Origin of the sequence: Dietzia kunjamensis (genome assembly GCF_045689975.1) — a bacterium.
Lineage (GTDB): Bacteria > Actinomycetota > Actinomycetes > Mycobacteriales > Mycobacteriaceae > Dietzia > Dietzia kunjamensis.
In genome coordinates this window covers 1,516,938-1,537,959 of record NZ_CP143297.1, presented here as the reverse complement: position 1 = coordinate 1,537,959, position 21,022 = coordinate 1,516,938, and the positions used below count along the sequence as shown (strand labels likewise).

The following is a 21,022-nucleotide window of genomic DNA, read 5'->3' as shown; positions in this document are numbered from 1 at the left end:
TCACGGGAAAGCCGTCACCCAGGGCGATTCGGCGTCGAAGATCATCCCCATCGGTGCCAGCACCCGCACCACCTGCTCCGCCATAGGTTCGGTGAGTTCGTGCAGGCCGATGACCCGGTCGGCCGAGACGGTGGTCGGACGCTCCACCGCGCCGAGGAATTCGGCGAGTCGGGCGGGCACGACGCCGTCGGGCACCACGGCGAGCAGGCTCACCAGCCCATCGGCGGTGTCGATCCAGCCCACCCTCGGCACGTCTACATCCGTAGCAGGAGGGTTCGTCGGTGCGACGGGAGCGGGGATGGTCCGGGGGTGGGATCCCAGGGCGTCGACGACGAGCTGGTGCAGGTCGCCGGACCCGGGCACTCGCGTCGGTCCCGCCGAACCGGTGAGCTTCACGGCCGCGTCGACCAGTACGGTGGCGGCGTCGGCCACCGCGACCCGGAGCGGGACGGGGTGACCGGCGACGTGGACCCGCGCGCCGCCGTCGGACCCGTCCACCGCCACCGCCAGGTCGGGGGAGTGCGCCAGGACGTCGCCCGACCCGTCGTCGATCCCGAACAGCACCTGCCCGTGCAGGGCGTCGGCCGCGTCGCGGGCGAGCAGCGCGGCCCCGAGCCCCGTCGGCAGGTCGCCGACGTCGTGATGCCCGCCGAGCCGGCCGGCCAGGGGCGAGGCGATGATGTCGCGTCCTCTGGGGTGGGCGACTGCCTCGGGCAGGCCCGCGGCCTCGAGGTCCCGCACCGCGAGATCGATCGGATCCCGGTCCGCGCCCACGATCCGGGCTGCGCCCCTGGCCGTGAGCTGGATGCCGCCGCGATGTCCGGCGGCGAGCTCCGCCAGGGCGGTCCAGTGCTCGGGGCGCAGCCGGCCGCCGGGAAAGCGCAGGGTGTCCCCGGGTCGGGACGACCCGGCCGCGTGGTGGGAGTCGTTCATGAGCACCCAGCGTAGGCGCGGGGGGTGGGCGGCCGGGCCGCCGGTCGGTGCTCGGGGATAATCGCCCGCATGACCGCTTTCCTGGCTACCGGGGGCCGGGTGCTCACGCCCGCCTCACGAGACGCAACCGCCCTGGCACACGAGAACGGGCTCATCGTGTGGGCCGGCTCGGATGCCCCGGGCCCCGCCCTGTTCCCGGGTGCCGAGCAGGTCGACCTGGAGGGGGACTGGGTGGCCCCGGCGTTCGTCGAGTGCCTCCCCGAGGGCCTCGACCCGGCGGTCGCGGCCGCCGGCGGCGTGGTGCCCGCCGGTCTGCCGCGCGCACACGGGCTCGAGGAGGTCGAGGAGCGGGTGCGTGCGGGGGAGCGGGTGGTGCTCGACGACACCGTCGACCCGGCGCGCCTCGCGACCGAACTCACCCGCCTCGCCACCGAACTCGGCGGGCCGGCGGTCGCCCGGTGCATCCCGGTCCTCGTCGGTGGGGCCGGGGCCGGGAACGCGGACGGCGACACGCTCGCCGCCCTGGCCGCCGTGGGCACGGTGAGCCTGTTGCACCCGCTCGTCGATGACCTGACGGGGATCGACCTCGTGCGAATCGCCGCCTCCGGCGTGGCGCTGGCCGCGTCCACCCGGGCCGGTGACGAGGTCCGGCCGTGGGACGCCCTGCGGGCCCTGACCTTCGTCGAGGGCGGCCGTGGCCTGTCCCCGCGGGCGGCGTTCACCGCGACCACCCGGGGCGCACACCGGGCGGCCGGCGCGCGCGACGGCACGGCGGGCACCCTCACCCCGGGCACGGCGGCCACCTTCGCGAGGTGGCGGACCGGGGAGCTGGCCGTGGTCGCCGCGGACGACGCCGTCCAGCGGTGGTCCACGGACCCGCGCTCCGGAGTTCCTCCGATGCCGGATCTCACCGGTCCCGACCCCGTTCTGCGCGCGCTCGTCGTGGACGGCCTGCCCGCCGGCCCCGCGACCTGATGCCCCTGCTCACCAGGCTGGCCTTCGCGGCTGCCGCCGGGGCGCTGCTGGCGGCCTCGTTCCCCCCGGTGGGTCTGTGGTGGACGGCGCTTCCCGCGATCGCCGTTCTCGTCGTCGTCCTGTCCCCGTCCGGCGCCTCCACGGTCCGGCCGCGCACCGGCGCGCTCCTCGGGTTCACCTCCGGCCTGGTCTTCTTCCTCCTCTTGGTGCCGTGGGTGGGCCTGTACGTGGGCGCCTACGCCTCGTGGGGCCTGTCGCTGGTCGAGGCGCTGTACCTCGCCGCGTTCGGCGCCGGCGCCGCGGTCATCCTCCGGGCCGGCCTGGACCCCGGCAACCGGCGCGGCCCGCGTGCGGTCGGCGCCGTGCTCGGGGTGGCCGGCTGGTGGTCGCTGTGGGAGTGGGTCCGCTCGTCCTGGCCCTGGGGCGGCTTCCCGTGGGGACGGCTGGCGTTCGGCCAGGCCGACGGGCCGCTGCTGCCGCTGGCGTCACTGGGCGGCACCCCACTGGTCGGGTTCGCGGTGGCGTCGGTGGGGGCGGCGATCGGCGTCGCCGTCCTGCTCCTCGCGCGCCGTGACCGACCCGTCCGCGCCGCCGCCGGCCTGCTCACGGTGCCCCTGGTGACCGCGGGCCTGGTCGCCGTCGCGGCCCTCGCCCCGACCGGTGGCGAGCCCACCGACACCGTCGAGGTCGCCGTGATCCAGGGCAACGTCCCGCGCCTCGGCCTGGACTTCAACGCCCAACGCCGCGCGGTGCTCGAGAACCACCTGCGCGTCACCGCCGAGTACGCCGACGATGTCGAGGCCGGCACCGAGGCCCCGCCGGATTTCGTGCTGTGGCCGGAGAACGCCTCCGACATCTCGCCGCTGGCCGACCAGCTCGCCGCCGCGCAGATCACCGCCCTGTCCCGCCGTCTGGAGGCACCGATCCTCGTGGGCACCGTCCTACCCACTGGCGAGGGCCGCGAAGCGCACAACTCTTATCTCGTGTGGGACGGCCGTTCCTCCGACCCCGCCGAGGGCCCGGTGGTCGACCGCCACGACAAGAAGTACATCCAGCCGTTCGGGGAGTGGCTCCCGCTGCGCGAGCCGCTCGAGGCGCTGTTCCCGATCGCCCGGACCGCCGGGCACTTCATCCCCGGCGACGGCGACCACGTCGTCACCGCGGGCGGGGTGGACCTGGGCGTGGCCATCTGCTTCGAGGTCGCCTTCGACGCCGCCGCCCGCGAGCCCGTCTCCCGCGGCGCGCAGATCCTCACCGTCCCCACCAACAACGCCACCTTCGGCCGCTCACCCATGACGTACCAACAACTCGCGATGTCCCGGGTGCGGGCCGTGGAGCACGACGTGCCCGTGCTGATCGCCGCGACCAGCGGGGTCAGCGCCGTCATCGGCCCCGACGGCGACGTCCGCGCCGAGAGCGGCATCTTCGAGCCCGCGGTGCTGGCGGCGCAGGTCGAGGTGGGCGGGGCCGGTACGATGGCAACCCGACTGGGTGGCATCCCGCAGGCGGTGAGCTGCCTCATCGGGCTCGTCGCACTGGCATGGGCGCTGGTCCGCACCCGTCAACGAGCCGCGACCCGAACCGAGGAGAAGTAAGTGACCGATCCGACGACGCCGGGCCGACATGCGCCGTCCGCGCGCACCCTGGTGATCATCCCGACCTACGACGAGCGGGACAACCTGCCCGGCGTGGTGGAGCGGTTGCTGGCCGCAGCGCCCGAGGTGTCGGTCCTCATCGCCGACGACAACAGCCCCGACGGCACCGGCGAGGTCGCCGACCGGCTCGCCACCGAGGACCCGCGCGGGCGCATCACCGTGATGCACCGCGAGGGCAAGCAGGGGCTCGGGGCCGCGTACATCGCCGGGTTCCGCTGGGGTCTCGAGCGCGAGTACACGGTGCTGGTGGAGATGGACGCCGACGGCAGTCATCCCCCCGAGCGGCTTCCCGCGATGCTCGCCGCCGTCGACGGCGGCGCCGACCTGGCGATCGGCTCCCGCTACGTCCCCGGCGGCGCGGTGGTCAACTGGCCGTGGCAACGCCACGTCATCTCCCGCGGCGGCAACATCTACTCCCGGGTCATGCTGGGCGTGGGCATCAAGGACATCACCGCCGGTTACCGTGCCTACCGGGCCGACGCCCTGGCCGAGCTGGACCTCGACGCCATCGAGTCGAAGGGCTACTGCTTCCAGATCGACATGACGTGGCGCCTGCTGAACAACGGGCGCCGGGTCACGGAGGTGCCCATCACCTTCACCGAGCGCACCGTCGGTCAGTCCAAGATGAGCGAGTCGATCTTCCGCGAGGCCGCGGTCAACGTGGCCCGCTGGGGCTGGGAGAAGCGTCGACACCAGCTCAAGGGCCTCGTCGGCCGCTGACCCGGTGCGCGCCGGCTCCGGCCGCACACCGACCCCGGACACAGGAGAACGCCCCGGCCCTACGGGGCCGGGGCGTTCCGGTTCCACCGGGTGATATCCGGTGACCGCTCGGTACTACCTACCGCGCACCGGCGCGGCGCCGCTTCTTGAGCAGGTCCATCCGCTCCTTGAGCAGCTCCTCGAGCTCCTCCAGGGAGCGACGCTCGAGCAGCATGTCCCAGTGGGTACGCGGCGGCTTGCCCTTCTTGACCTCGACTGCGGGGCCGTCGATGAGCTGGCCCTCCTGGCCGTTCTTGCACATCCAGGCGCCGGGGATCTCGGCGTCATCGGCGAACGGGACCTCGTAGACCTCGCCGTTGGGGGTCTGGTACCGCGCCATGCGGCGCGGCGCGAGGTCGGTGTCCCGGTCGGTCTCGTAGCTCACCGCACCGAGGCGGCTGCCCCTGAGGACTCGATCTGCCATGCGAACTCCTTCTGCCGTGTTCGTCTGCGCCAATTCATGCGGATCGACACGACGCTGCGTGGTTCCTGCTTGTGTCAACGCCAGGGGAACCCCCAAATGTTCCCACGTCCCGACACCACGGGCCACCTCGGGGGCGCCGCTGGGTAACCTCACACCCGTGGAACCCGACGCCCGACCCGAGCCGACCGCGCCCCGGAGGGGCGAGGCCTCGTGCGCCTGGTGCGGTCGCCCCGTGGACGAGGGCGGGACCGGGCGCCGGCGCCGCTACTGCCGGCGGTCCTGCCGGCAGCGGGCCTATGAGCAGCGCCGGTCGCTCCGGATGCAGGACCTGCCCGAGGGCACGGTCGTACTCACGGAGGCCGAATCGACCGACCTGATGGACCGCGTGTTCCAGCTGCGCTGCGCCTGCGAGGATCTGCGGACCGCCATCGCCGAGGGCGAGGACCCCGCCGAGCTGGCCCGCATGTCCGAGGACCTGGTGGCGGCGGCGAGACGGGCAGAGCGCCTGCGTTGAGCACGGACGGCGGGACCGGCCGAGCGACAGCGGGGACCACGCCCGTCGCCGCGCTCCGGACGTGGTGGGAACGGTGGCGCCCCTCGGTCACCGGCCTCATCGTGGCCGCGCTGGCGGCGTGGGTCTCGCTCATGCCGTCCCTGCTGCCGCGGGCCTGGTACTACCAGGGGGTGGTCACCGGCGTGTCGATGCTGGTGGGTTACGGGGTCGGCGTCGCACTGAGGACCCTCTGGCGGCGGGTCGTGGCGCCCCGCGTCACCCTCCACCCCGACCTCCTCGCGGTCGGTGACCGTCTCCTGACCTTCGCCCGTCTGGCCGCCCCGTACATCCTGGTGGTCTACCTCATCACGGCCACGGCCACGGCGATCCGCTGGCAGGACCAGGTCTCCGATCTGGTGCGCTCACCCCGCCCGCCCTGGGCGGACTACATGAAGATCCCGTGGGTCGCCCTGGCGATCTTCCTGGGGCTCCTCATCGCAGCCCGCGGCATCCGGGCGGGGTACCGGTGGTCGGCCCGCGCGGTGGGCCGCAGGTTCGGCGTGGGGGAGTACCCCGCCCGGCTCACGGGCGTCGTGATGGTGGCCGTCCTCGCACTCGGCGTGGTGCAAGGTGTGGTGCCGCGCCTGTTCTTCGGCGGCGCCAACCGTATCTTCAGCGGGCAGAACAACGAGGACCTCCCCGGCGCGCGACCGCCGACGGCGCCCGAGCGATCCGGGTCCCCGGACTCCGTCGTGGACTTCGGGGACCTGGGCCTGCAGGGCCGACGGTTCGTGAGCGGCGGCCTCGACGGGCAGCACCTGGGGGATTTGTTGGGCGAGGACGCGCCCGAGCCGATCCGGGCGTACGCCGGTCTGGAGTCCGCACCGACCGACGACGAGCGTTCCGCCCTGGTGGTGGAGGAGCTGGAGCGGACCCGTGCCTGGGAACGTGAGTCGGTGGTGATCGCCCCGACCACCGGCACCGGGTGGATCAACCCCCACGCGGCTCAGGCCATCGAACTGCTCTCCGGTGGCGACGTGGCGATCGTGGGCACCCAGTACTCGTACCTGCCCAGCTGGATCTCGTTCCTCGCCGACCGCGAGAAGGCGGAGGTGGCGGGCCGGTCACTGATCGAGGCGGTGGTGACCTGGCGCGACTCCCTCCCACCGGGTCGGCCGCAGCCGAAGCTGTACGTCTACGGCGAGAGTTTGGGCACCCAGGCCGGCGAGGCGGCGTTCTCGGGGATCCGCGATATCCGGGCGACGGTGGACGGGGTGCTCTGGGTCGGCCCGCCCAATTCCAACCACATCTGGCACGCGCTCGTACAGCGGCGCGACCCCGGTACCCCGGTCACCGAGCCGGTGTACGCGGACGGCCTGCTGGTGAGGTTCTCGGAGGATCCCGCGGAGTTCCGCGACGACGACACCCCGTGGATCCCGCCGCACGTCCTGTACGTCCAGCACGCGACCGACCCGGTGGTGTGGTGGACCCCGGATCTGCTGTTCGACCGCCCCGCGTGGCTGGCCGAACCGCCCGGCAAGGGCCGGCATCCGGGCATGTTCTACATGCCCGTGTTGACCCTCTTCCAGGTGACCGCCGATCTCGGCAACGCGATCGGCGGATCGCAGGGCTACGGCCACCTGTACGACCATCAGATCCTCGACGGATGGGCGGCCGCGACGGGACGCGAGGGATGGGACGACGACGAGTTCCAGCGGTTCGCCCGACTGCACGCCACCGCGATGGAGCAGCAGGACCGCGGTTGACGGCCTTTCCCGCCACGGGCCCGCGGTCTAACGTTGCCGCTGAGCGGACAGAGTGAGGAGACCCGGGATGAGCGCCCACACGGCAGACACGCACGACACCATCCGCGTCCTCGGCGCGCGGGAGAACAACCTCCGGTCGATCGACGTGGATCTGCCCAAGCGGCGGCTGACGGTGTTCACCGGAGTCTCCGGATCCGGTAAGAGCTCCCTGGTGTTCTCGACCATCGCGGCGGAGTCGCAGCGGATGATCAACGAGACCTACAGCGCGTTCCTCCAGGGATTCATGCCCACCCTGGCGAGGCCGGACGTGGACGTACTGGAGGGGTTGACCACCGCGATCGTCGTGGACCAGGAGCGGATGGGGTCCGACCCCCGCTCCACGGTCGGCACCGCCACCGACACCGGGGCGATGCTGCGGATCCTGTTCAGCCGTCTCGCGCAGCCGAGGATCGGCGGCCCCAAGGCGTACTCCTTCAACGTCGCGTCCGCCTCCGGGGTCGGCACATTGAAGAAGGCCGACGGCACCCGGCAGAAGGCCGAGTTCTCCATCACCGGCGGGATGTGCGTCCGCTGCGAGGGTCGCGGATCGGTGTCCGATTTCGACGTCGATGCGCTGGTGGACCGCTCCAAGTCCCTGTCCGAGGGCGCGATCACCGTCCCCGGATACTCGATGGACGGCTGGTACGGCCGCATCTACTCCGGCTCCGGGTTCTTCGACATGGACAAACCGGTGGGGGAGTTCACCGATCGGGAGATGCACGACCTGCTGCGTAAGGAGCCGGTCAAGGTCAAGGCCGACGGCATCAACGTCACCTTCGAGGGCCTGATCCCCAAGATCCAGAAGTCGATGCTGTCCAAGGACGTCGAGGCGATGCAACCGCATATCCGCGCGTTCGTCGAGCGGGCCGTGGTGTTCACCACCTGCCCCGAATGTGACGGCACCCGGCTCAACGAGGGGGCCCGGTCGTCCCGCATCGGGGACAGGAACATCGCCGACGTCTCGGCCATGCAGATCACCGACCTGGCGGAGTGGCTGCGCGGCCTCGAGGAGCCGTCGGTCGCGCCGCTGCTGGACTCGTTGCAGCACACGCTCGATTCGTTCGTCGAGATCGGACTGGGGTATCTGTCCCTCGACCGCCCCGCGGGCACGCTGTCGGGCGGCGAGGCACAGCGGGTGAAGATGATCCGCCACCTCGGTTCCGCGCTGACCGACGTCACCTACGTCTTCGACGAACCGTCGATCGGCCTGCACCCCCACGACATCCAACGCATGAACGGGCTTCTCCTGCGGCTGCGAGACAAGGGCAACACGGTCCTGGTGGTGGAGCACAAGCCGGAGACCATCGCGATCGCCGACCACGTCGTCGACCTCGGGCCCGGCGCCGGCTCCGAGGGCGGTCAGATCTGCTTCGAGGGATCGGTCGGCGGGCTCCGCGCGAGCGACACGGTCACCGGCCGGCATCTCGACGACCGCGCCGCACTGAAGGACAGCGTGCGGGCGGCCACCGGGCGGATCGAGGTGCGTGGCGCGACAGCTCACAACGTGCGAGGCGTGGATGTGGACATCCCACTCGGGGTCCTGTGCGTGGTGACCGGTGTGGCGGGGTCGGGCAAGAGTTCGCTCATCCACGGCTCGGTGTCGCCTCGCGACGGGGTGGTGGCGATCGACCAGTCCGCCATCCGCGGGTCGCGGCGCAGCAATCCGGCCACCTACACGGGGCTCCTCGAGCCCATCCGGAAGGCGTTCGCCAAGGCCAACGGCGTCAAGCCGGCCCTGTTCAGCCCGAACTCCGACGGCGCGTGTCCCACCTGCAAGGGCGCCGGCGTGATCTACAGCGACCTGGCGATGATGGCCGGCGTCGCCTCGACGTGCGACGACTGCGAGGGCAGGCGCTTCCAGGCCGAGGTGCTCGAGTACCGGTTCGGCGGCCGGAACATCGGCGAGGTGCTGGGGATGTCCGTCGCACAGGCCGAGGAGTTCTTCGCCGGGGGAGAGGCGCGGATCCCCGCCGCGCACAAGATCCTCGTCCGGCTCCGCGACGTCGGTCTGGGCTACATCCGTCTCGGCCAACCCCTGACCACGCTGTCCGGTGGCGAGCGGCAGCGGCTCAAGCTGGCCGCCCAGATGGCCGACAAGGCCGAGGTCTACGTGCTGGACGAACCGACCACCGGCCTGCACCTGGCCGACGTCGCGACCCTGCTGGCGATGCTCGACCGGCTGGTCGACGCCGGGAAGTCGGTGATCGTGATCGAACACCACCAGGCGGTGATGGCCCACGCGGACTGGATCATCGACCTCGGCCCCGGGGCCGGGCACGACGGGGGTCGGGTCGTGTTCGAAGGCACCCCGGCAGATCTCGTCGCCGCAGCCTCCACTCTCACCGGGGAGCATCTGGCGGAGTACGTGGCTGCGGCGACCTAGCCGGTGCCGGTAGCGGGTAGAAAGACCCCATGATCGATTCCGGCGGGTTCCCCGATGCCAGTTCCTCCGACGCTAGCGCCTTCGTCCGCGCCTCCGGGCTCGTCGTCGACGGGGTGACGACCACCTCGCTGCGCGGCCACGCGGAACTGGGGGAGGAGCACCTCACCGCGTGGGGAACGGTCCACGGCGGCGTCTACGCGAGCATCGTGGAGTCCGCCGGCGGCGCGGGAGCCGGATTCGCGGTCGCTGACCGGGGGCAGATCGCGGTCGGCGTGCACAACGGCACCGATTTCCTCCGTCCGTCCAGCGGCGGGCGGGTCGAGGTGACCGCCCACGCGCTGTTCCAGGGCCGCAGCCAGCAGCTGTGGGATGTCGTGATCAGCCAGGCCGAGGGTGGAGCCGTGCTCGCGCGGGGCCAACTCCGGCTGCAGAACGTGCCCAGGCCGGACACCGCCGCCACTCCCGGACGCTGAGCACTTAGCCGAGCTGCGCTCCGATGCGTCGGCACTGTTCACGGATACGCACGTCGACGGGTTGGTCGACGTCGTGCGCGGTCAGGCCGTCCTTCCGAATCGCTTGTGCAGCGCCTGTGTGCTGACGCCGAGCACCATGCCGATCTCCGCCCAGCTCATGCCCTGCAGCCTGGCGTGCCGCACCGCAACCTATATTGACGACCATGGCAGCCAATCACTACCCGGGGATCGCGTACGGACCGGCGGTGCGGGCCCGGCAGGACGCCGTGGGGGTCACCCTCCCCGTCGACACCGGCGACTTCGCCCTCGAGGGCACAGATGTCGCCCTGATCCGGAGCGCCGACCACTTCTCCCTCTCGACGGTCACCGAGTCGGGCTGGCCGTACGCGCAGCACCGCGGCGGCCCGGCGGGATTCGTGCACGTCGTCGACGACACGACACTCGCCTGGGCCGAGTTCCCGGGCAACCACCAATACGTCTCCACGGGCAACGTGGATCACGACGGACGCGTCTGCCTGCTCTTCGTCGACTACCCGACCCGCCGGCGGTTGAAGGTCTTCGGTCACGCGCGGACGGTCGAGCCTGACGCCGACCCCGAGCTGATCGACCGGCTCCGGGCCATGGGGGAGAAGCAGTACTCCGGCCGCGTGGAACGCGCGATCGTGGTGGACGTGGTGGCCGCTGACGCCAACTGCAGTAAGCACATCACCCCACGGTGGAACCGCCGGTACATCGACGAGTTGACCGCGGTGTACCGACGCCGGATCGCCGAACTCCAGGCCGGATCGGCGTAGCCTGCTGCCATGGTCGGCGACCCACCCAACTTCGACATCAAACGAGAGCGCAGGGACCTCTACGGCGGTAAGGCCGGCCGATTCGACCTGGTCGAGGTGCCGCCGATGCGGTTTCTCATGGTCGACGGGCGGGGAGATCCCAATACCGCCCGAGAGTACCGAACCGCGGTCGAGGCGCTGTACGCCACGTCCTACGCCGTGCGCGCGGCGGCCCGGACCGTGCTGGGACGGGTCTACACGGTGGGCCCGCTCGAGGGCCTCTGGTACGCCGACGACCCGCAGGTGTTCACGGCCCGCGACAAGGCCGCCTGGAGTTGGACGATGATGATCTGGCAGCCGGACTGGGTCACCCCGGACATCCTGTCCGCCGCCATGGAGAAGGTGACGACGACGAAGGTGCCGGACGCCCGCGAGCGGGTGCGGTTCGACGGGTATGCCGAGGGGTCGGCGGTGCAGACGCTGCACGTGGGCCCCTACGACGACGAGGGCCCGATCATCGCGCGGATGCACGAGGAGATCATCCCCTCACGAGGGGCGACCCCGTCGGGCCACCACCACGAGATCTACCTCTCGGACCCCCGCAGGTCCGATCCCGCAAGGCTCAAGACGATCCTGCGTCAGCCGATCACCATCGGTTGACGCTACTGGTCGCCGCGATCGGCTCCGTCGAGCGAGGTCACGAGTCGCTGGGCCAGGGTCCGCAGCTGGACGAGGTCCTCCTGCGGCATGTCCACCCTGTCCAGCAGGGAACACTGGATCGTCTCGGCTTCGGCGCGCAGCCGCCGACCGGCCTCGGTGAGGTGCACGTGGACACTCCTCCCGTCGCCGGCGGAGCGGGACCGCTCGACCAGTCCGGCATGCTCCAGTCGTGCGAGTAGAGGGGAGAGGGTGCCCGAGTCGAGGAGCAGTCGGTCGCCCAACTGGCGGACAGTCAGCCCGTCCTCTTCCCACAACACGAGCAGGGCGAGGTACTGCGGATAGGTGAGGCCGACCGACGCCAGGGCATGGCGGTAGGCCGACGTCGAGGCGCGGGAAGCCGCGTAGAGGGCGAAGCAGACTTGCTCTTCCAGTCGGAGATCGGGATCCATCACACGATTATCGCTCATTTTTAGGTTGCGCTCAATTAAGTTGTGCGCAACACTACCCCCATGAACAAACCAGACCGGCCCCTGAAGAGCTCGCGATCCCGTACACCGGTGCGCCGCCGCAGTGCGGGGGAGGTGGTCCGACATCTCGGGCGATGGGCCCTCGGCGCCGCCCTTCTCGGCGCTGGGACCGGGCACCTGACCACCATGCGCGAGGAGTTCCAGGCACAGGTCCCGACGTGGGTCCCACTCGACCCGGACTTCGTGGTGGTCGCCTCCGGCGTGGTGGAACTCGGCCTCGGCGCGGCGCTCATCCTCGCACCGGCGCGATACCGTCCGGCGGTGGGCGGCGTGGCGGCGGCGTTCTTCGTCGCGATCTTCCCCGGCAACATCTCCCAGTACGTGACGGGCACGGACGCGTTCGGGCTCGACAGTGATCGCGCACGTCTCGTGCGATTGTTCTTCCAGCCCGTCCTCGTCGCGTGGGCCCTGTGGTCCACGGGCGCCTGGCGCGCCTGGCGGAACCGGAACAATCGCTGATCGCGCTGCGTAGACTCCGGCCCCATGCGCTTTGACGAGTTCCGAAGTCACGATGCCCTCGGTCTCGCCGCCCTCGTGCGGCAGGGCGAGGTCACCCCGGGCGACCTGCTCGACGCGTCGATCCAGCGCGCCGACGGTGTCAATCCGCGACTCAACGCGATCGTGCGCCGGCTGGACGGGCCGGCTCGCGCCCGGGCGACCGAGGAACTGTCGGGCCCGTTCGCCGGGGTGCCGTTCCTCCTCAAAGATCTCGGTCAGGACTACCGGGGAACACCCACCAGTGGCGGGTCGCGTCCACTGGCCGACGTACCGGCGACCGAGCACGCGACCGTGGTCCGGCGGTGGTTGGACGCGGGCCTGGTGGTCTTCGGCAAGACCAACACCCCGGAGTTCGGGGCCAAGGGAATCACGGAGCCCGAACTGTTCGGCCCCGCCAGGAACCCATGGGACACCAGCCGCAGCCCCGGGGGCTCCTCGGGCGGGTCCGCCGCCGCGGTCGCAGCCGGCATCGTCCCGGTCGCCGGGGCGAGCGACGGCGGCGGTTCGATCCGCATCCCGGCCGCGTGCTGCGGGCTCGTCGGCCTCAAACCCGGCCGCGGTCTGGTCCCGATGGGGCCCGCGCGCGGCGAGGCGATGCACGGCGCGGCCACCAATGGCGTCATCTCGCGGTCGGTTCGCGACTCGGCTGCGATGCTGGACGTCCTGATGGGAGGGGAGCCGGGCGGGCCGTACGTCCCGGCCACCCCGTCGGAGTCGTTCCGGTCCCAGGTGGGGGCGGAACCCGGACGTCTGCGGATCGGCGTGTGCACCGCGTCCTCGATCAATTCCTCACCCCACCCTCAGGCTCTCGTCGCTGTGGAGACCGCTGCCAGAGCGCTCGAGGATCTCGGCCACCACGTCGACATCCTCGAGTCACAGCCCGTGGACGACCTGGCTCTGGCCCGCGATTTCCTCACCAGCTGGTTCGCCTACCTCGCGTGGTCGGTCGAGGACACCAAGCGCCGGACGGGGTGCGCCGACCGGGACTTCGAGACGGACACGCGGATCGTGGCGGCACTCGGCCGGGCGCAGAGCAGCGTGGACTATCTCGATGCCGTGATGCGGCGGGATCAGTACGTCGGCGAACTCACCAGCTTCTTCGAGGGCTACGACTTGCTCATGACGCCGACGCTCGCAGATCTCCCGCCCCACATCGGCGCGCTGGACACCCCGCCGCTCGCGCGTCGCGCAGCGACCGCCTTGCTCGCGACGCGCACAGCTCCGCTGCTGCGGCACTCGGGATTCGTGGAGTCGCTCATCGACGCCAACCTGAGCTGGGTGCCGTACACCCAGCTGGCCAACCTGACCGGCCGGCCGGCGCTGTCACTCCCGCTGCACTGGACGCCGGAGGGCGTGCCCATGGGGGTGCACTTCACCGCCGGCCTCGGGGGCGAGTCGATGCTGCTGCGTCTGGCCGGCCAGCTGGAGCAGGCACTGCCGTGGACTGACAGACAGCCGGCGGCTCTGGGCCGATGACCCCGCAGGCGCACTGCGTCGGGGACACCCACCCCCGAAACGTCACAGTGTCGAATCGTGGCCCACTGGGCGGACCCCACGGAGGCGGCAGCGGATAGATGGCGCGAGACCCCGGGGTGACTTCGGGCGGTAAACCGACCATATCCACGGCCCGGGGCCTCGCAACGAACGGCGGACGGATCGCCGCCGGGGAACTCAGGCCATTGCAGAACTCAGGCCATGTCCGCCGGAAGGACACTGAGGAGCCACTGGTAGAGATCCACCAGAGGGTTGTGGATGAGCATGAAAGCGTTCTCGACTGATCCGCGCATGATGTCGCACCTTTCTCTACCGAGCGACACGGTGTCGCCTCAGTGACCATTCGTAGCAGTGCGCACGGCGGATGGTGCCGAACTCCGGAAGGTTCTCACCGGACCACCCGCTCCCGAAGTGCCGATAATCTACATTATGTAAAGTTCGAATACCGCTGTCCCATCCCCATCGGCGCGGTGGTCACATGCCACCGTCCTGCTGCGCGATCCACGCCGACGCCTCTCAGTGAGCTCGTTCGACGGAGATCCGTTCGATGCGCGGCAGCGCGATCGCCAGCACCGGCAGGTATCCCGCCGCCCAGACCGGAGCACCGAAGCTGAGGACACAACCACCCGGTACCTCGATCACCTCGTGCCGGGTAGCGCTCACTCCTGCCACCTTCCACGCCCAGAGCCGCCGCTCCACGAACTCGGTGATCTCGAAGGGCAGGGACAGCCCCACCGCGGTCGTGACCGTCCCTCGCGCGCCGCCCGTCAGGCCGGAGTCACCGTCGATCCGCGCCCCTGAGACGGTGGGCCCCCATCGCGGCCAGGTCTGCACATCGGTGATGACTGACCACACCGTCTCCGCATCCACGTGCATCCGCAGTTCGGTCGTCCACATCCCTCGGCGGAACGCACTTCGCATTCTCAGCACCGAACTCAGCGCAGCGAAACTCGGTGCAGTGGAACTCAATGCAATGGCGGACGCGAGGTGTTTCATCGTCCGGCCCGGCTGTTCGACTCCCGGGCTTCTCCACCCCCGCCTCGCGGTGGGCTACTCCACCACGTTGATGGCGGTCTCCCCCGGTCGCGCGTGTGACGCATCATCCGCCCATGGTGGCAGAGCTTCGTGCGGGCGCAACCGCCCATGGTGCTCACCACACCACTACCGCGGAATGCGCCGGGTCAATTGGTCCGGTCCAGAATGAGCCGACTCGCTTCGCGGGGCGCGTCCCATTGCGGGAAGTGGCCGCACCTATCGAACCAGTGCAGTGTCGCGTCGGGGAACGCGCGGGCGGCTCGCCGGGCCTGGGCCGGGAGTGTCACCAGATCGCGACGCCCCCACCCGATGGTGACCCGTCCCGGGACCGTGCCCGCGGGGGCACCCTGCTGCGGGGGGCCCTTCGTGAGCGCGTCCATCGCCGGGCCCGTCGCCGGTGCGTCCGCCAGCCCGGCCACGTCAGGCAGCACGGTCTGTGCCGACAGCGCCCATGGCCGCGCCGACAACTGCGCCAGCACGGCGGTCCGACTCATCGGATTGCCCAGGAGTGCCGGGAGCGCTCCGCGCACAGCGCTGACCAGGGCGATCGACGGCCGCAGGGTGGCGCTGAAGATCGCCAGCTCGCGATCACTCCAGAATCCGCCGGGGTCCAGCGCCACGGTGTCGCCACCGACGCCGCGCCGGGCCAGCTCGAGAACGATCCGCCCACCCATCGACTGTCCGGCCGTGGACACCCCGTCCAGACCCGTCTCCTCGATGAACCGGGCGACGGCGTCAGCCAGCGCCGCTATGGACACCTCACCCTCCAGCGGTGGGGACTCACCGAAACCCGGCAGGTCGACAGCGATGACCTCGCGACGCGCTGCCAGATCGTCGATGATGGGTTCCCACGATCGCCACCCCGCGCCGAGTCCGTGCACGAGAAGTAGAGGGCTCCCCTGCCCGCGTCGAACATGATGCAACGTCATGGGACAAGCCTACGGAGCGCGCGCGGAGGAGAGCGCGCGCGACGTGTCACGATCGGGGCCCGTGTCCGTGGTGGCCGGCCGTCGTCAACAGATGAGACGATGGCGCCATGCGCACCCCACCCGGCATGGACCGTGATCGCGACGAAGACGGCCGCGCGCGCAATTCGCGCCCTCGCGATGAACTCGGTCGGCCATTGCCGATCGGCAGCGTCGGTGTCGAGCGTATCCCCGAGGATCTCGATCTGCCCCCCGCCCGATCGCTGGAATGGGCACAGGATCTGCTGGACCGCGGCCTCGCGTTCAATGCCCACGAAGTTCTCGAGGGTGCCTGGAAGGCCAGTCCCGATGACGAGCGCATGCTCTGGCAGGGCCTGGCCCAGTTGGCGGTCGGCATCACCCATATCCAGCGCGGCAACACCAAGGGGGCATTGTCGCTGCTCGCCCGTGCCGCCGAACGTATCGGCCACGGCGGCGACCCCGCGCCTCACGGGATCGATGCGACCGGGTTGATTTCCCACGCTGACGCACTCATCGCCACCGTCGAGGGGGGCGACGAGCCCTCTCCGGATCAGCTGACGCCGCGGCTGCGCGTCCCGTCAGCTCTCCCCTGACCTCCGCCAGACACTCCTCCCCTCGGGTCTCCCTGCTCTCGTGCGGTGATGCGCTCTGATCAGTGTTCGCCGACGGCGCGGGCGTGTCCGACCGCGGCGTCGACTCCGTGGGTCCAGGGGTCCCCGTGGCCGGGCAGGACGGTCGAGGCCCCGGTGGCGGCGACCGGGCCGAGAGACTCCATCGCGCGGGCGGTGTCGGCCGTGGCCGCCGAGGCGACGATCTGCGGTCCCGTGGCGCCGGTGTACGGGTCCAGGGTGACCAGGGCGTCCCCGCTGATGACCGTGTCCCGGTCGGGTAGGTGCAGGATGCAGTGTCCTCCGGTGTGCCCGGGGGCGAACATCGCCACGGGACGACCCGGGACGTCGAGAGCGGGACCCACCGGTAGCTCCTCGGTGTCCTCGACCCCCTTGATCGTGAGAGCGCCGGCCATGGCCATCCTTCCGAGCACGGGAAGCGACCGGGGATGGGTGAACGGGTACAGGAAGCGGTTGCGCTGGGGTGTGTAGCTGTAGGGGTGCGCGGCCAGGTGTCCGTCCGCGGGGTGCACCAGCACCGGCACCTCCAGCTCGACCCGGGCGCGCCGTGCGAAGCCGACGTGGTCGAAGTGCCCGTGGGTGAGTACGAGAGCCCGCACGTCGGCGGGACCACGGCCCAGCCGACGGAGTGTCTCGGTCATGAGGTCCCACATGCTCGGCAGGCCGGCGTCGACGAGGGTCACCCCGTCATCGTCCTCCACGAGATAACAGTTGACGTGGGCATGCGCCAGGCGGTGGACCCGGGCGGCGACTTCGGTGGCGTCCACGGTGCTCCTCTCCGTCGGTGTCTCGGGCGGTCGGCCGCGGATCGCGTCGACGTCTCACACGCCCGCGGTTGCGCCCGCAGTTGTGTGACGAGGCTGCTCGCCGTCCGGCGCTCTCGCAACCGCTGGCCCCGGGCCACCTGGGTAGGTTGGGTGCAGTGAGCGCTCTCGTGCAGACCGGCGCCGCCGTCGCGCCGGTCGTGGTGGTCCTGGCCCTGTTGGCGCTCCGCTCCCCCTCTCTCCTGGCGGGAAGCGCCGGCCTGGTGGCCGCGCTCGTCGGTGCGATCACCGTTTTCCCGCCCGACGACGACGAGGTCCTCGCCTCACTGGCGCAACTCGGGCCGACGGTCCTCGAGGTCGCTCTCATCCTCCTCGGCGGCGTCCTGTTGGCCACCGCCCTGTCGGCGACCGGGAGCAGGGATCACATCGCCGGATGGCTCGAAAGAGTCGGCTCCGGCGACGACCGGGTGCCCGCGATCCTGCTGCTGGTCTTCGGGTTGACCCCGTTCATGGAGTCGGTCACCGGCTTCGGACTCGGCGTGGTGATCACCGCCCCGCTCCTCGTCCGGATGGGACTGTCGCCGATGAAGGCCGTGGTCACGGGGCTGCTCGGACTTGTCCTGGTCCCGTGGGGCTCACTCGGCCCGGGCACCCTCGTGGCCGCGGAACTCGGCGGTCAGGACGTCGCGGAACTCGGATACTGGTCGGCCCTCCTGACCTTGCCGGTCCTCGTCGCGAGCATGACGACCGTCCTCGTCGTCGTCACCACCCGGCCCCCGGCGCGCCACGTGGCGCTCGGCGCCGCCGTCGTCGTGACCCAGTGGGGCACCCTCGTCGCGTCCAACGCCGTGATCGGCGTCCCGCCGTCGGGCATCCTCGCCTCGGCCGCCGTGATAGCCCTCCTGCTGGGCGTCGCGCGAGTCCGGTACGGCGCGCTCCCCGCCGTCACCGCCCAGCTCGTGCGCGGGCTCGTCCCGTTCGCGGTCCTCCTCGCGGGGATCCTCGGCACCACAGCCGCGCTCGCCCCAGCCGGCGCCCCGGCCGGGACGGGATGGCTCACCTCCCCCGCCCTCTGGGTGAACGTCGCGGCCCTCGTCGCGCTCCGCGTGTACACCACTCCGGGCCCGCCCGTGACACGCCTGGTCCGGACGGCGCTGGCGACGTGGGTCCCCGTCGCGGGCAACGCCATCGTGTTCATGTCCATCGGCATCGTCATGGCCGCCGCCGGGATGGCCACCCACCTCGCCGATCTCGCCGCCGGGTTCGGCACGGCGTCACTCGCCGGGATCCCGGCCATCGGGGCGCTCGGCGGCTACCTCACCGGCACCAACACCGGTGCGGCGGCCATGTTCTCCACCGCCACCTCCGGCGCCGCGATCGGGCTGGGAGCCGACAGCCTCATCACGCTCGCCGGTCAGAACGTCGCCGGGTCGTTCGCCATCATCGTCTCGCCCCCGCGCGTCGCACTGGCCGTCGGCGTGGTCATGGCCGGCCGTACGCGACTCCCCCGCGCTGCCACCCGGACGCTGGCCACCGCCGTCGTGGCCGCCACCATCATGCTCTGCGCGACGGTCGCCGTCCTGGCGTAGAGTGCGGACCACGCGACCCGAGAGACAGCGCGACCCGAGAGACAGTGAGTTCCACCATGAACCATGTGACCGAGACCGCCGACCGCATCCTCGCCCGCGCCAAGGAGTCCGCACACGGGCGCCACGCCGAGATTCTCGTTCGCGAGGGGCCGCTCCGGCAGTCCCTGCTCGCGCTGACGGAGGGCACCGAACTCGAGGAGCACAACTCTCCCCCGGCCGCGAGCCTCTACCTCCTCCAGGGCGCCGTCCGCGTCACGGGCGAGGGGGACACCGACATCGCCGCTGGCGAACTGCACACACTCACCCACCACCGCCACGCCGTCACCGCGCTCGCCGATTCCGTCTTCCTCCTGACGACGGTCACCAGCATCGCCGGCCAGGGCAGCTACGACGAACCCGCCACTCCCTGACCACCCGCGCCACAGTCTGACCACCCGCGCCACAGTCTGACCACTTTGCCTCTGCTGCACCCTGGCGCGGACGGCGGACGCGGCGGATACTCGTCCCATGCGCACCCGGCACCTGGGCGTGGTCATCCGCCGCTCCCCCGACGAGGTCTACGCCCTCGCCGCCGACCCCGCCCACCTGCCGTCGTGGGCGGCCGGACTCGCGGCGGGTGAGGTGCGATCCGACGGCGACACCCTCGTCGTCGACTCCCCCATGGGCGAGGTCCGCGTCCGGTTCACTCCCACCAACGCGTTCGGTGTCCTGGACCACGAGGTCACGCTCCCCGACGGCACTGCCACCCTCAACCCCCTGCGCGTCCTTCCCCATCCGCACGGGAGCGAGGTGGTGTTCACCCTGCGTGGGACCGACGACGACGACGAGTTCGAGCAGGACGCCGCCGCCGTGGCTGAGGACCTCGAACGTCTCCGGGGGCTTCTCGAGGGATCCCCGGCGCCCGTCGCGGATGCGCCGGATCGTCCCGCCGAGCGGTCAGAGATCCGCGTGGCCACCCCTGCGGACGCAGGATCACTCGGTCAGCTGCTCTACGACTTCAACACCGAGTTCGACGCCCCGACCCCGGACGCCGTCGCCGCCACCGCCCGGTTCGTTGACCTCCTTGCACGCGACGACGTCCTGGCGCTCCTCGCCCGTGTCGATTCCGACGCCCGGACCGACATCGCGTTCGCGTTCCTCACCCTGCGCCCCACGCCGCTATGGGACGGGCCGCTGGCACAGCTCGAGGAACTCTACGTCCGTCATGACCTCCGCGGGAACGGGGTGGGGACCGCGCTGCTGGCCTGCGCCGTCGACGAGGTGCGGTCCCGCGGCAGCGAGGAGATACTCATCAACGTGGACACCGACGACGCCGGTGCCCGTCGGTTCTACGAACGGCACGGGTTCTCCGACCGCGACCCCGACACCGGCTCCGGCATGCGGTGCTATCTCCGACAGCTCACGGTCGGACTGTGAGCGACTGGGCGACGGTCCCCAACGGTCCGGCCTCATCGTGGATCACGCTCGACGTCAGCCCCAGTCCGCCGGGCCCGAAGGTCACACGGGTGTCGAACCCCAGCCACTCGCCTGCCGGCGGGCGGGTGAGGTGCGCGGTGAGGTCGATGTTCGGATAGTGCACCGACGTCGGATCGGCCCGGACCGCCATCCCGTTGGCGATATCGAACAGCGCGGCCATCCGCGCCAGTGCGCTGACATCCTCGCCGGTCAGGAGTGGGACGCCGGTGCGGACCCAGTACCGCGACCGGCCGGGGCCGTCGCTGATCCGCCGGACCTCGACCGAGGCGAGGTACCCCCCGCGCCAGATCGTGGTGGGGTCCCACGGCTCCATCCGCTCCGGCGGCGGGATCGGGTCGAATCCGGCGCCCGCGATCGCCTCGGTATCGCGGGGCTGCTGCAGCCACGCCCGCAGTCGGATGCCGGTGCGCTCGCCGTGCCCACAGGTGGCCTCGACCAACTCGATGGTGCGCCCCGGTCGGACGACCTCCACCCGGATGTCCATGATGTCCATCGGCACCACACCGAGCAGTTCGTAGGACAGGCGGGACACCACCATGGGATCGTCGCGACGAGCGGCCAGGTCGAGCTCGACGGCGTGGACGAGCAGACCGAGTGCGGGTCCGATGTGCTGGGTCGACTCGTCCCACGCTCCGCTCACGTGCTCGGTCGGGCGGAATCTGTCCGGCCCGAGGCGATCGAAGTACGCCATCTCCGTCCTCCAGTCGGTGAGTGGTGATTAACTAAAAAG

At 71.1% G+C, this 21,022-nt stretch carries 22 protein-coding genes; 15 read left to right on the top strand and 7 right to left on the bottom strand.

All coding sequences use genetic code 11. The features are described 5' to 3' along the window. Positions 1-933, bottom strand: coding sequence for a precorrin-3B synthase (locus tag VZF99_RS07180; RefSeq protein ID WP_407335981.1), 933 nt, complete (start codon positions 931-933; stop codon positions 1-3). Positions 934-1,002: 69 nt separating this feature from the next. On the opposite strand from VZF99_RS07180, the gene VZF99_RS07175 reads away from it, so the two are divergent. Genes VZF99_RS07175 through VZF99_RS07165 form a run of 3 tightly spaced genes read left to right on the top strand, consistent with a single transcriptional unit; the run spans position 1,003 to position 4,283 of the window. Continuing rightward, a complete protein-coding gene (locus VZF99_RS07175; protein ID WP_407335980.1) occupies positions 1,003-1,908 on the top strand; it encodes an amidohydrolase in 906 nt (301 codons plus the stop codon). Continuing rightward, the gene (gene lnt, locus VZF99_RS07170) at positions 1,908-3,503 is read left to right on the top strand and encodes an apolipoprotein N-acyltransferase (RefSeq protein WP_407335979.1); all 1,596 of its coding nucleotides are present in this window, start codon (positions 1,908-1,910) and stop codon (positions 3,501-3,503) included. The genes VZF99_RS07175 and lnt overlap by 1 nt, the downstream gene beginning before the upstream one ends. Then, on the top strand, positions 3,504-4,283 hold the full coding sequence (locus tag VZF99_RS07165; RefSeq protein WP_407335978.1) for a polyprenol monophosphomannose synthase: 780 nt from the start codon (positions 3,504-3,506) through the stop codon (positions 4,281-4,283). It begins immediately after the preceding gene. 118 nt (positions 4,284-4,401) lie between these two features. Here the strand turns inward: VZF99_RS07165 and VZF99_RS07160 are convergent, their stop codons facing one another. Continuing rightward, on the bottom strand, positions 4,402-4,746 hold the full coding sequence (locus VZF99_RS07160; protein WP_067714504.1) for an RNA polymerase-binding protein RbpA: 345 nt from the start codon (positions 4,744-4,746) through the stop codon (positions 4,402-4,404). Between the two features lie 157 nt (positions 4,747-4,903). On the opposite strand from VZF99_RS07160, the gene VZF99_RS07155 reads away from it, so the two are divergent. From VZF99_RS07155 to VZF99_RS07130, 6 genes are all read left to right on the top strand, one after another. After that, positions 4,904-5,260 (top strand): hypothetical protein, encoded by a 357-nt coding sequence (locus VZF99_RS07155; RefSeq protein WP_407335977.1) that lies wholly within the window; start codon positions 4,904-4,906, stop codon positions 5,258-5,260. Beyond that, positions 5,257-7,005, top strand: coding sequence for an alpha/beta hydrolase (locus VZF99_RS07150; protein WP_407335976.1), 1,749 nt, complete (start codon positions 5,257-5,259; stop codon positions 7,003-7,005). The genes VZF99_RS07155 and VZF99_RS07150 overlap by 4 nt, the downstream gene beginning before the upstream one ends. A 67-nt stretch (positions 7,006-7,072) precedes the next feature. Further along, entirely contained in the window at positions 7,073-9,427 is a 2,355-nt protein-coding gene (locus VZF99_RS07145) for an excinuclease ABC subunit UvrA (RefSeq protein WP_120283177.1), read from the top strand. Between the two features lie 29 nt (positions 9,428-9,456). Continuing rightward, a complete protein-coding gene (locus VZF99_RS07140) occupies positions 9,457-9,900 on the top strand; it encodes a PaaI family thioesterase (RefSeq protein ID WP_407335975.1) in 444 nt (147 codons plus the stop codon). A gap of 203 nt (positions 9,901-10,103) precedes the next feature. Beyond that, on the top strand, positions 10,104-10,694 hold the full coding sequence (locus VZF99_RS07135) for a pyridoxamine 5'-phosphate oxidase family protein (RefSeq protein ID WP_407335974.1): 591 nt from the start codon (positions 10,104-10,106) through the stop codon (positions 10,692-10,694). Positions 10,695-10,703: 9 nt separating this feature from the next. After that, on the top strand, positions 10,704-11,333 hold the full coding sequence (locus tag VZF99_RS07130; RefSeq protein ID WP_268092052.1) for a GyrI-like domain-containing protein: 630 nt from the start codon (positions 10,704-10,706) through the stop codon (positions 11,331-11,333). Between the two features lie 2 nt (positions 11,334-11,335). On the opposite strand, the gene VZF99_RS07125 is transcribed toward VZF99_RS07130, so the two are convergent. Then, a complete protein-coding gene (locus tag VZF99_RS07125) occupies positions 11,336-11,782 on the bottom strand; it encodes a MarR family winged helix-turn-helix transcriptional regulator (protein WP_268092051.1) in 447 nt (148 codons plus the stop codon). 60 nt (positions 11,783-11,842) lie between these two features. On the opposite strand from VZF99_RS07125, the gene VZF99_RS07120 reads away from it, so the two are divergent. Continuing rightward, positions 11,843-12,319, top strand: a complete 477-nt coding sequence (locus tag VZF99_RS07120; protein ID WP_407335973.1) for a DoxX family membrane protein — start codon at positions 11,843-11,845, stop codon at positions 12,317-12,319. Between the two features lie 24 nt (positions 12,320-12,343). Beyond that, a complete protein-coding gene (locus VZF99_RS07115) occupies positions 12,344-13,834 on the top strand; it encodes an amidase (RefSeq protein ID WP_407335972.1) in 1,491 nt (496 codons plus the stop codon). A gap of 534 nt (positions 13,835-14,368) precedes the next feature. Here the strand turns inward: VZF99_RS07115 and VZF99_RS07110 are convergent. After that, complete coding sequence (locus VZF99_RS07110) at positions 14,369-14,749, bottom strand: SRPBCC family protein (protein WP_120283167.1); 381 nt, start codon at positions 14,747-14,749, stop codon at positions 14,369-14,371. Between the two features lie 284 nt (positions 14,750-15,033). Then, a complete protein-coding gene (locus VZF99_RS07105) occupies positions 15,034-15,816 on the bottom strand; it encodes an alpha/beta fold hydrolase (RefSeq protein ID WP_096905508.1) in 783 nt (260 codons plus the stop codon). A gap of 107 nt (positions 15,817-15,923) precedes the next feature. Between VZF99_RS07105 and VZF99_RS07100 the strand changes: the two genes are divergently transcribed. Further along, positions 15,924-16,427, top strand: a complete 504-nt coding sequence (locus VZF99_RS07100) for a DUF309 domain-containing protein (RefSeq protein ID WP_407335971.1) — start codon at positions 15,924-15,926, stop codon at positions 16,425-16,427. Between the two features lie 59 nt (positions 16,428-16,486). On the opposite strand, the gene VZF99_RS07095 is transcribed toward VZF99_RS07100, so the two are convergent. Then, positions 16,487-17,230 (bottom strand): MBL fold metallo-hydrolase, encoded by a 744-nt coding sequence (locus VZF99_RS07095; RefSeq protein WP_407335970.1) that lies wholly within the window; start codon positions 17,228-17,230, stop codon positions 16,487-16,489. A gap of 155 nt (positions 17,231-17,385) precedes the next feature. Here VZF99_RS07095 and VZF99_RS07090 point away from each other — a divergent pair, with 155 nt between their 5' ends. The 3 genes from VZF99_RS07090 (at position 17,386) to VZF99_RS07080 (ending at position 20,232) form a co-directional block, all read left to right on the top strand. Beyond that, positions 17,386-18,816 (top strand): L-lactate permease, encoded by a 1,431-nt coding sequence (locus VZF99_RS07090; RefSeq protein ID WP_407335969.1) that lies wholly within the window; start codon positions 17,386-17,388, stop codon positions 18,814-18,816. Between the two features lie 56 nt (positions 18,817-18,872). Further along, a complete protein-coding gene (locus tag VZF99_RS07085; RefSeq protein ID WP_067717414.1) occupies positions 18,873-19,226 on the top strand; it encodes a cupin in 354 nt (117 codons plus the stop codon). Between the two features lie 532 nt (positions 19,227-19,758). Beyond that, positions 19,759-20,232: a GNAT family N-acetyltransferase gene (locus VZF99_RS07080; RefSeq protein WP_407336093.1), complete on the top strand. Its 474-nt coding sequence runs from the start codon at positions 19,759-19,761 to the stop codon at positions 20,230-20,232. Here the strand turns inward: VZF99_RS07080 and VZF99_RS07075 are convergent. Next, positions 20,216-20,983 (bottom strand): thioesterase family protein, encoded by a 768-nt coding sequence (locus tag VZF99_RS07075; RefSeq protein WP_182634504.1) that lies wholly within the window; start codon positions 20,981-20,983, stop codon positions 20,216-20,218. The genes VZF99_RS07080 and VZF99_RS07075 overlap by 17 nt on opposite strands. Between the last annotated feature and the right edge of the window lie 39 nt (positions 20,984-21,022).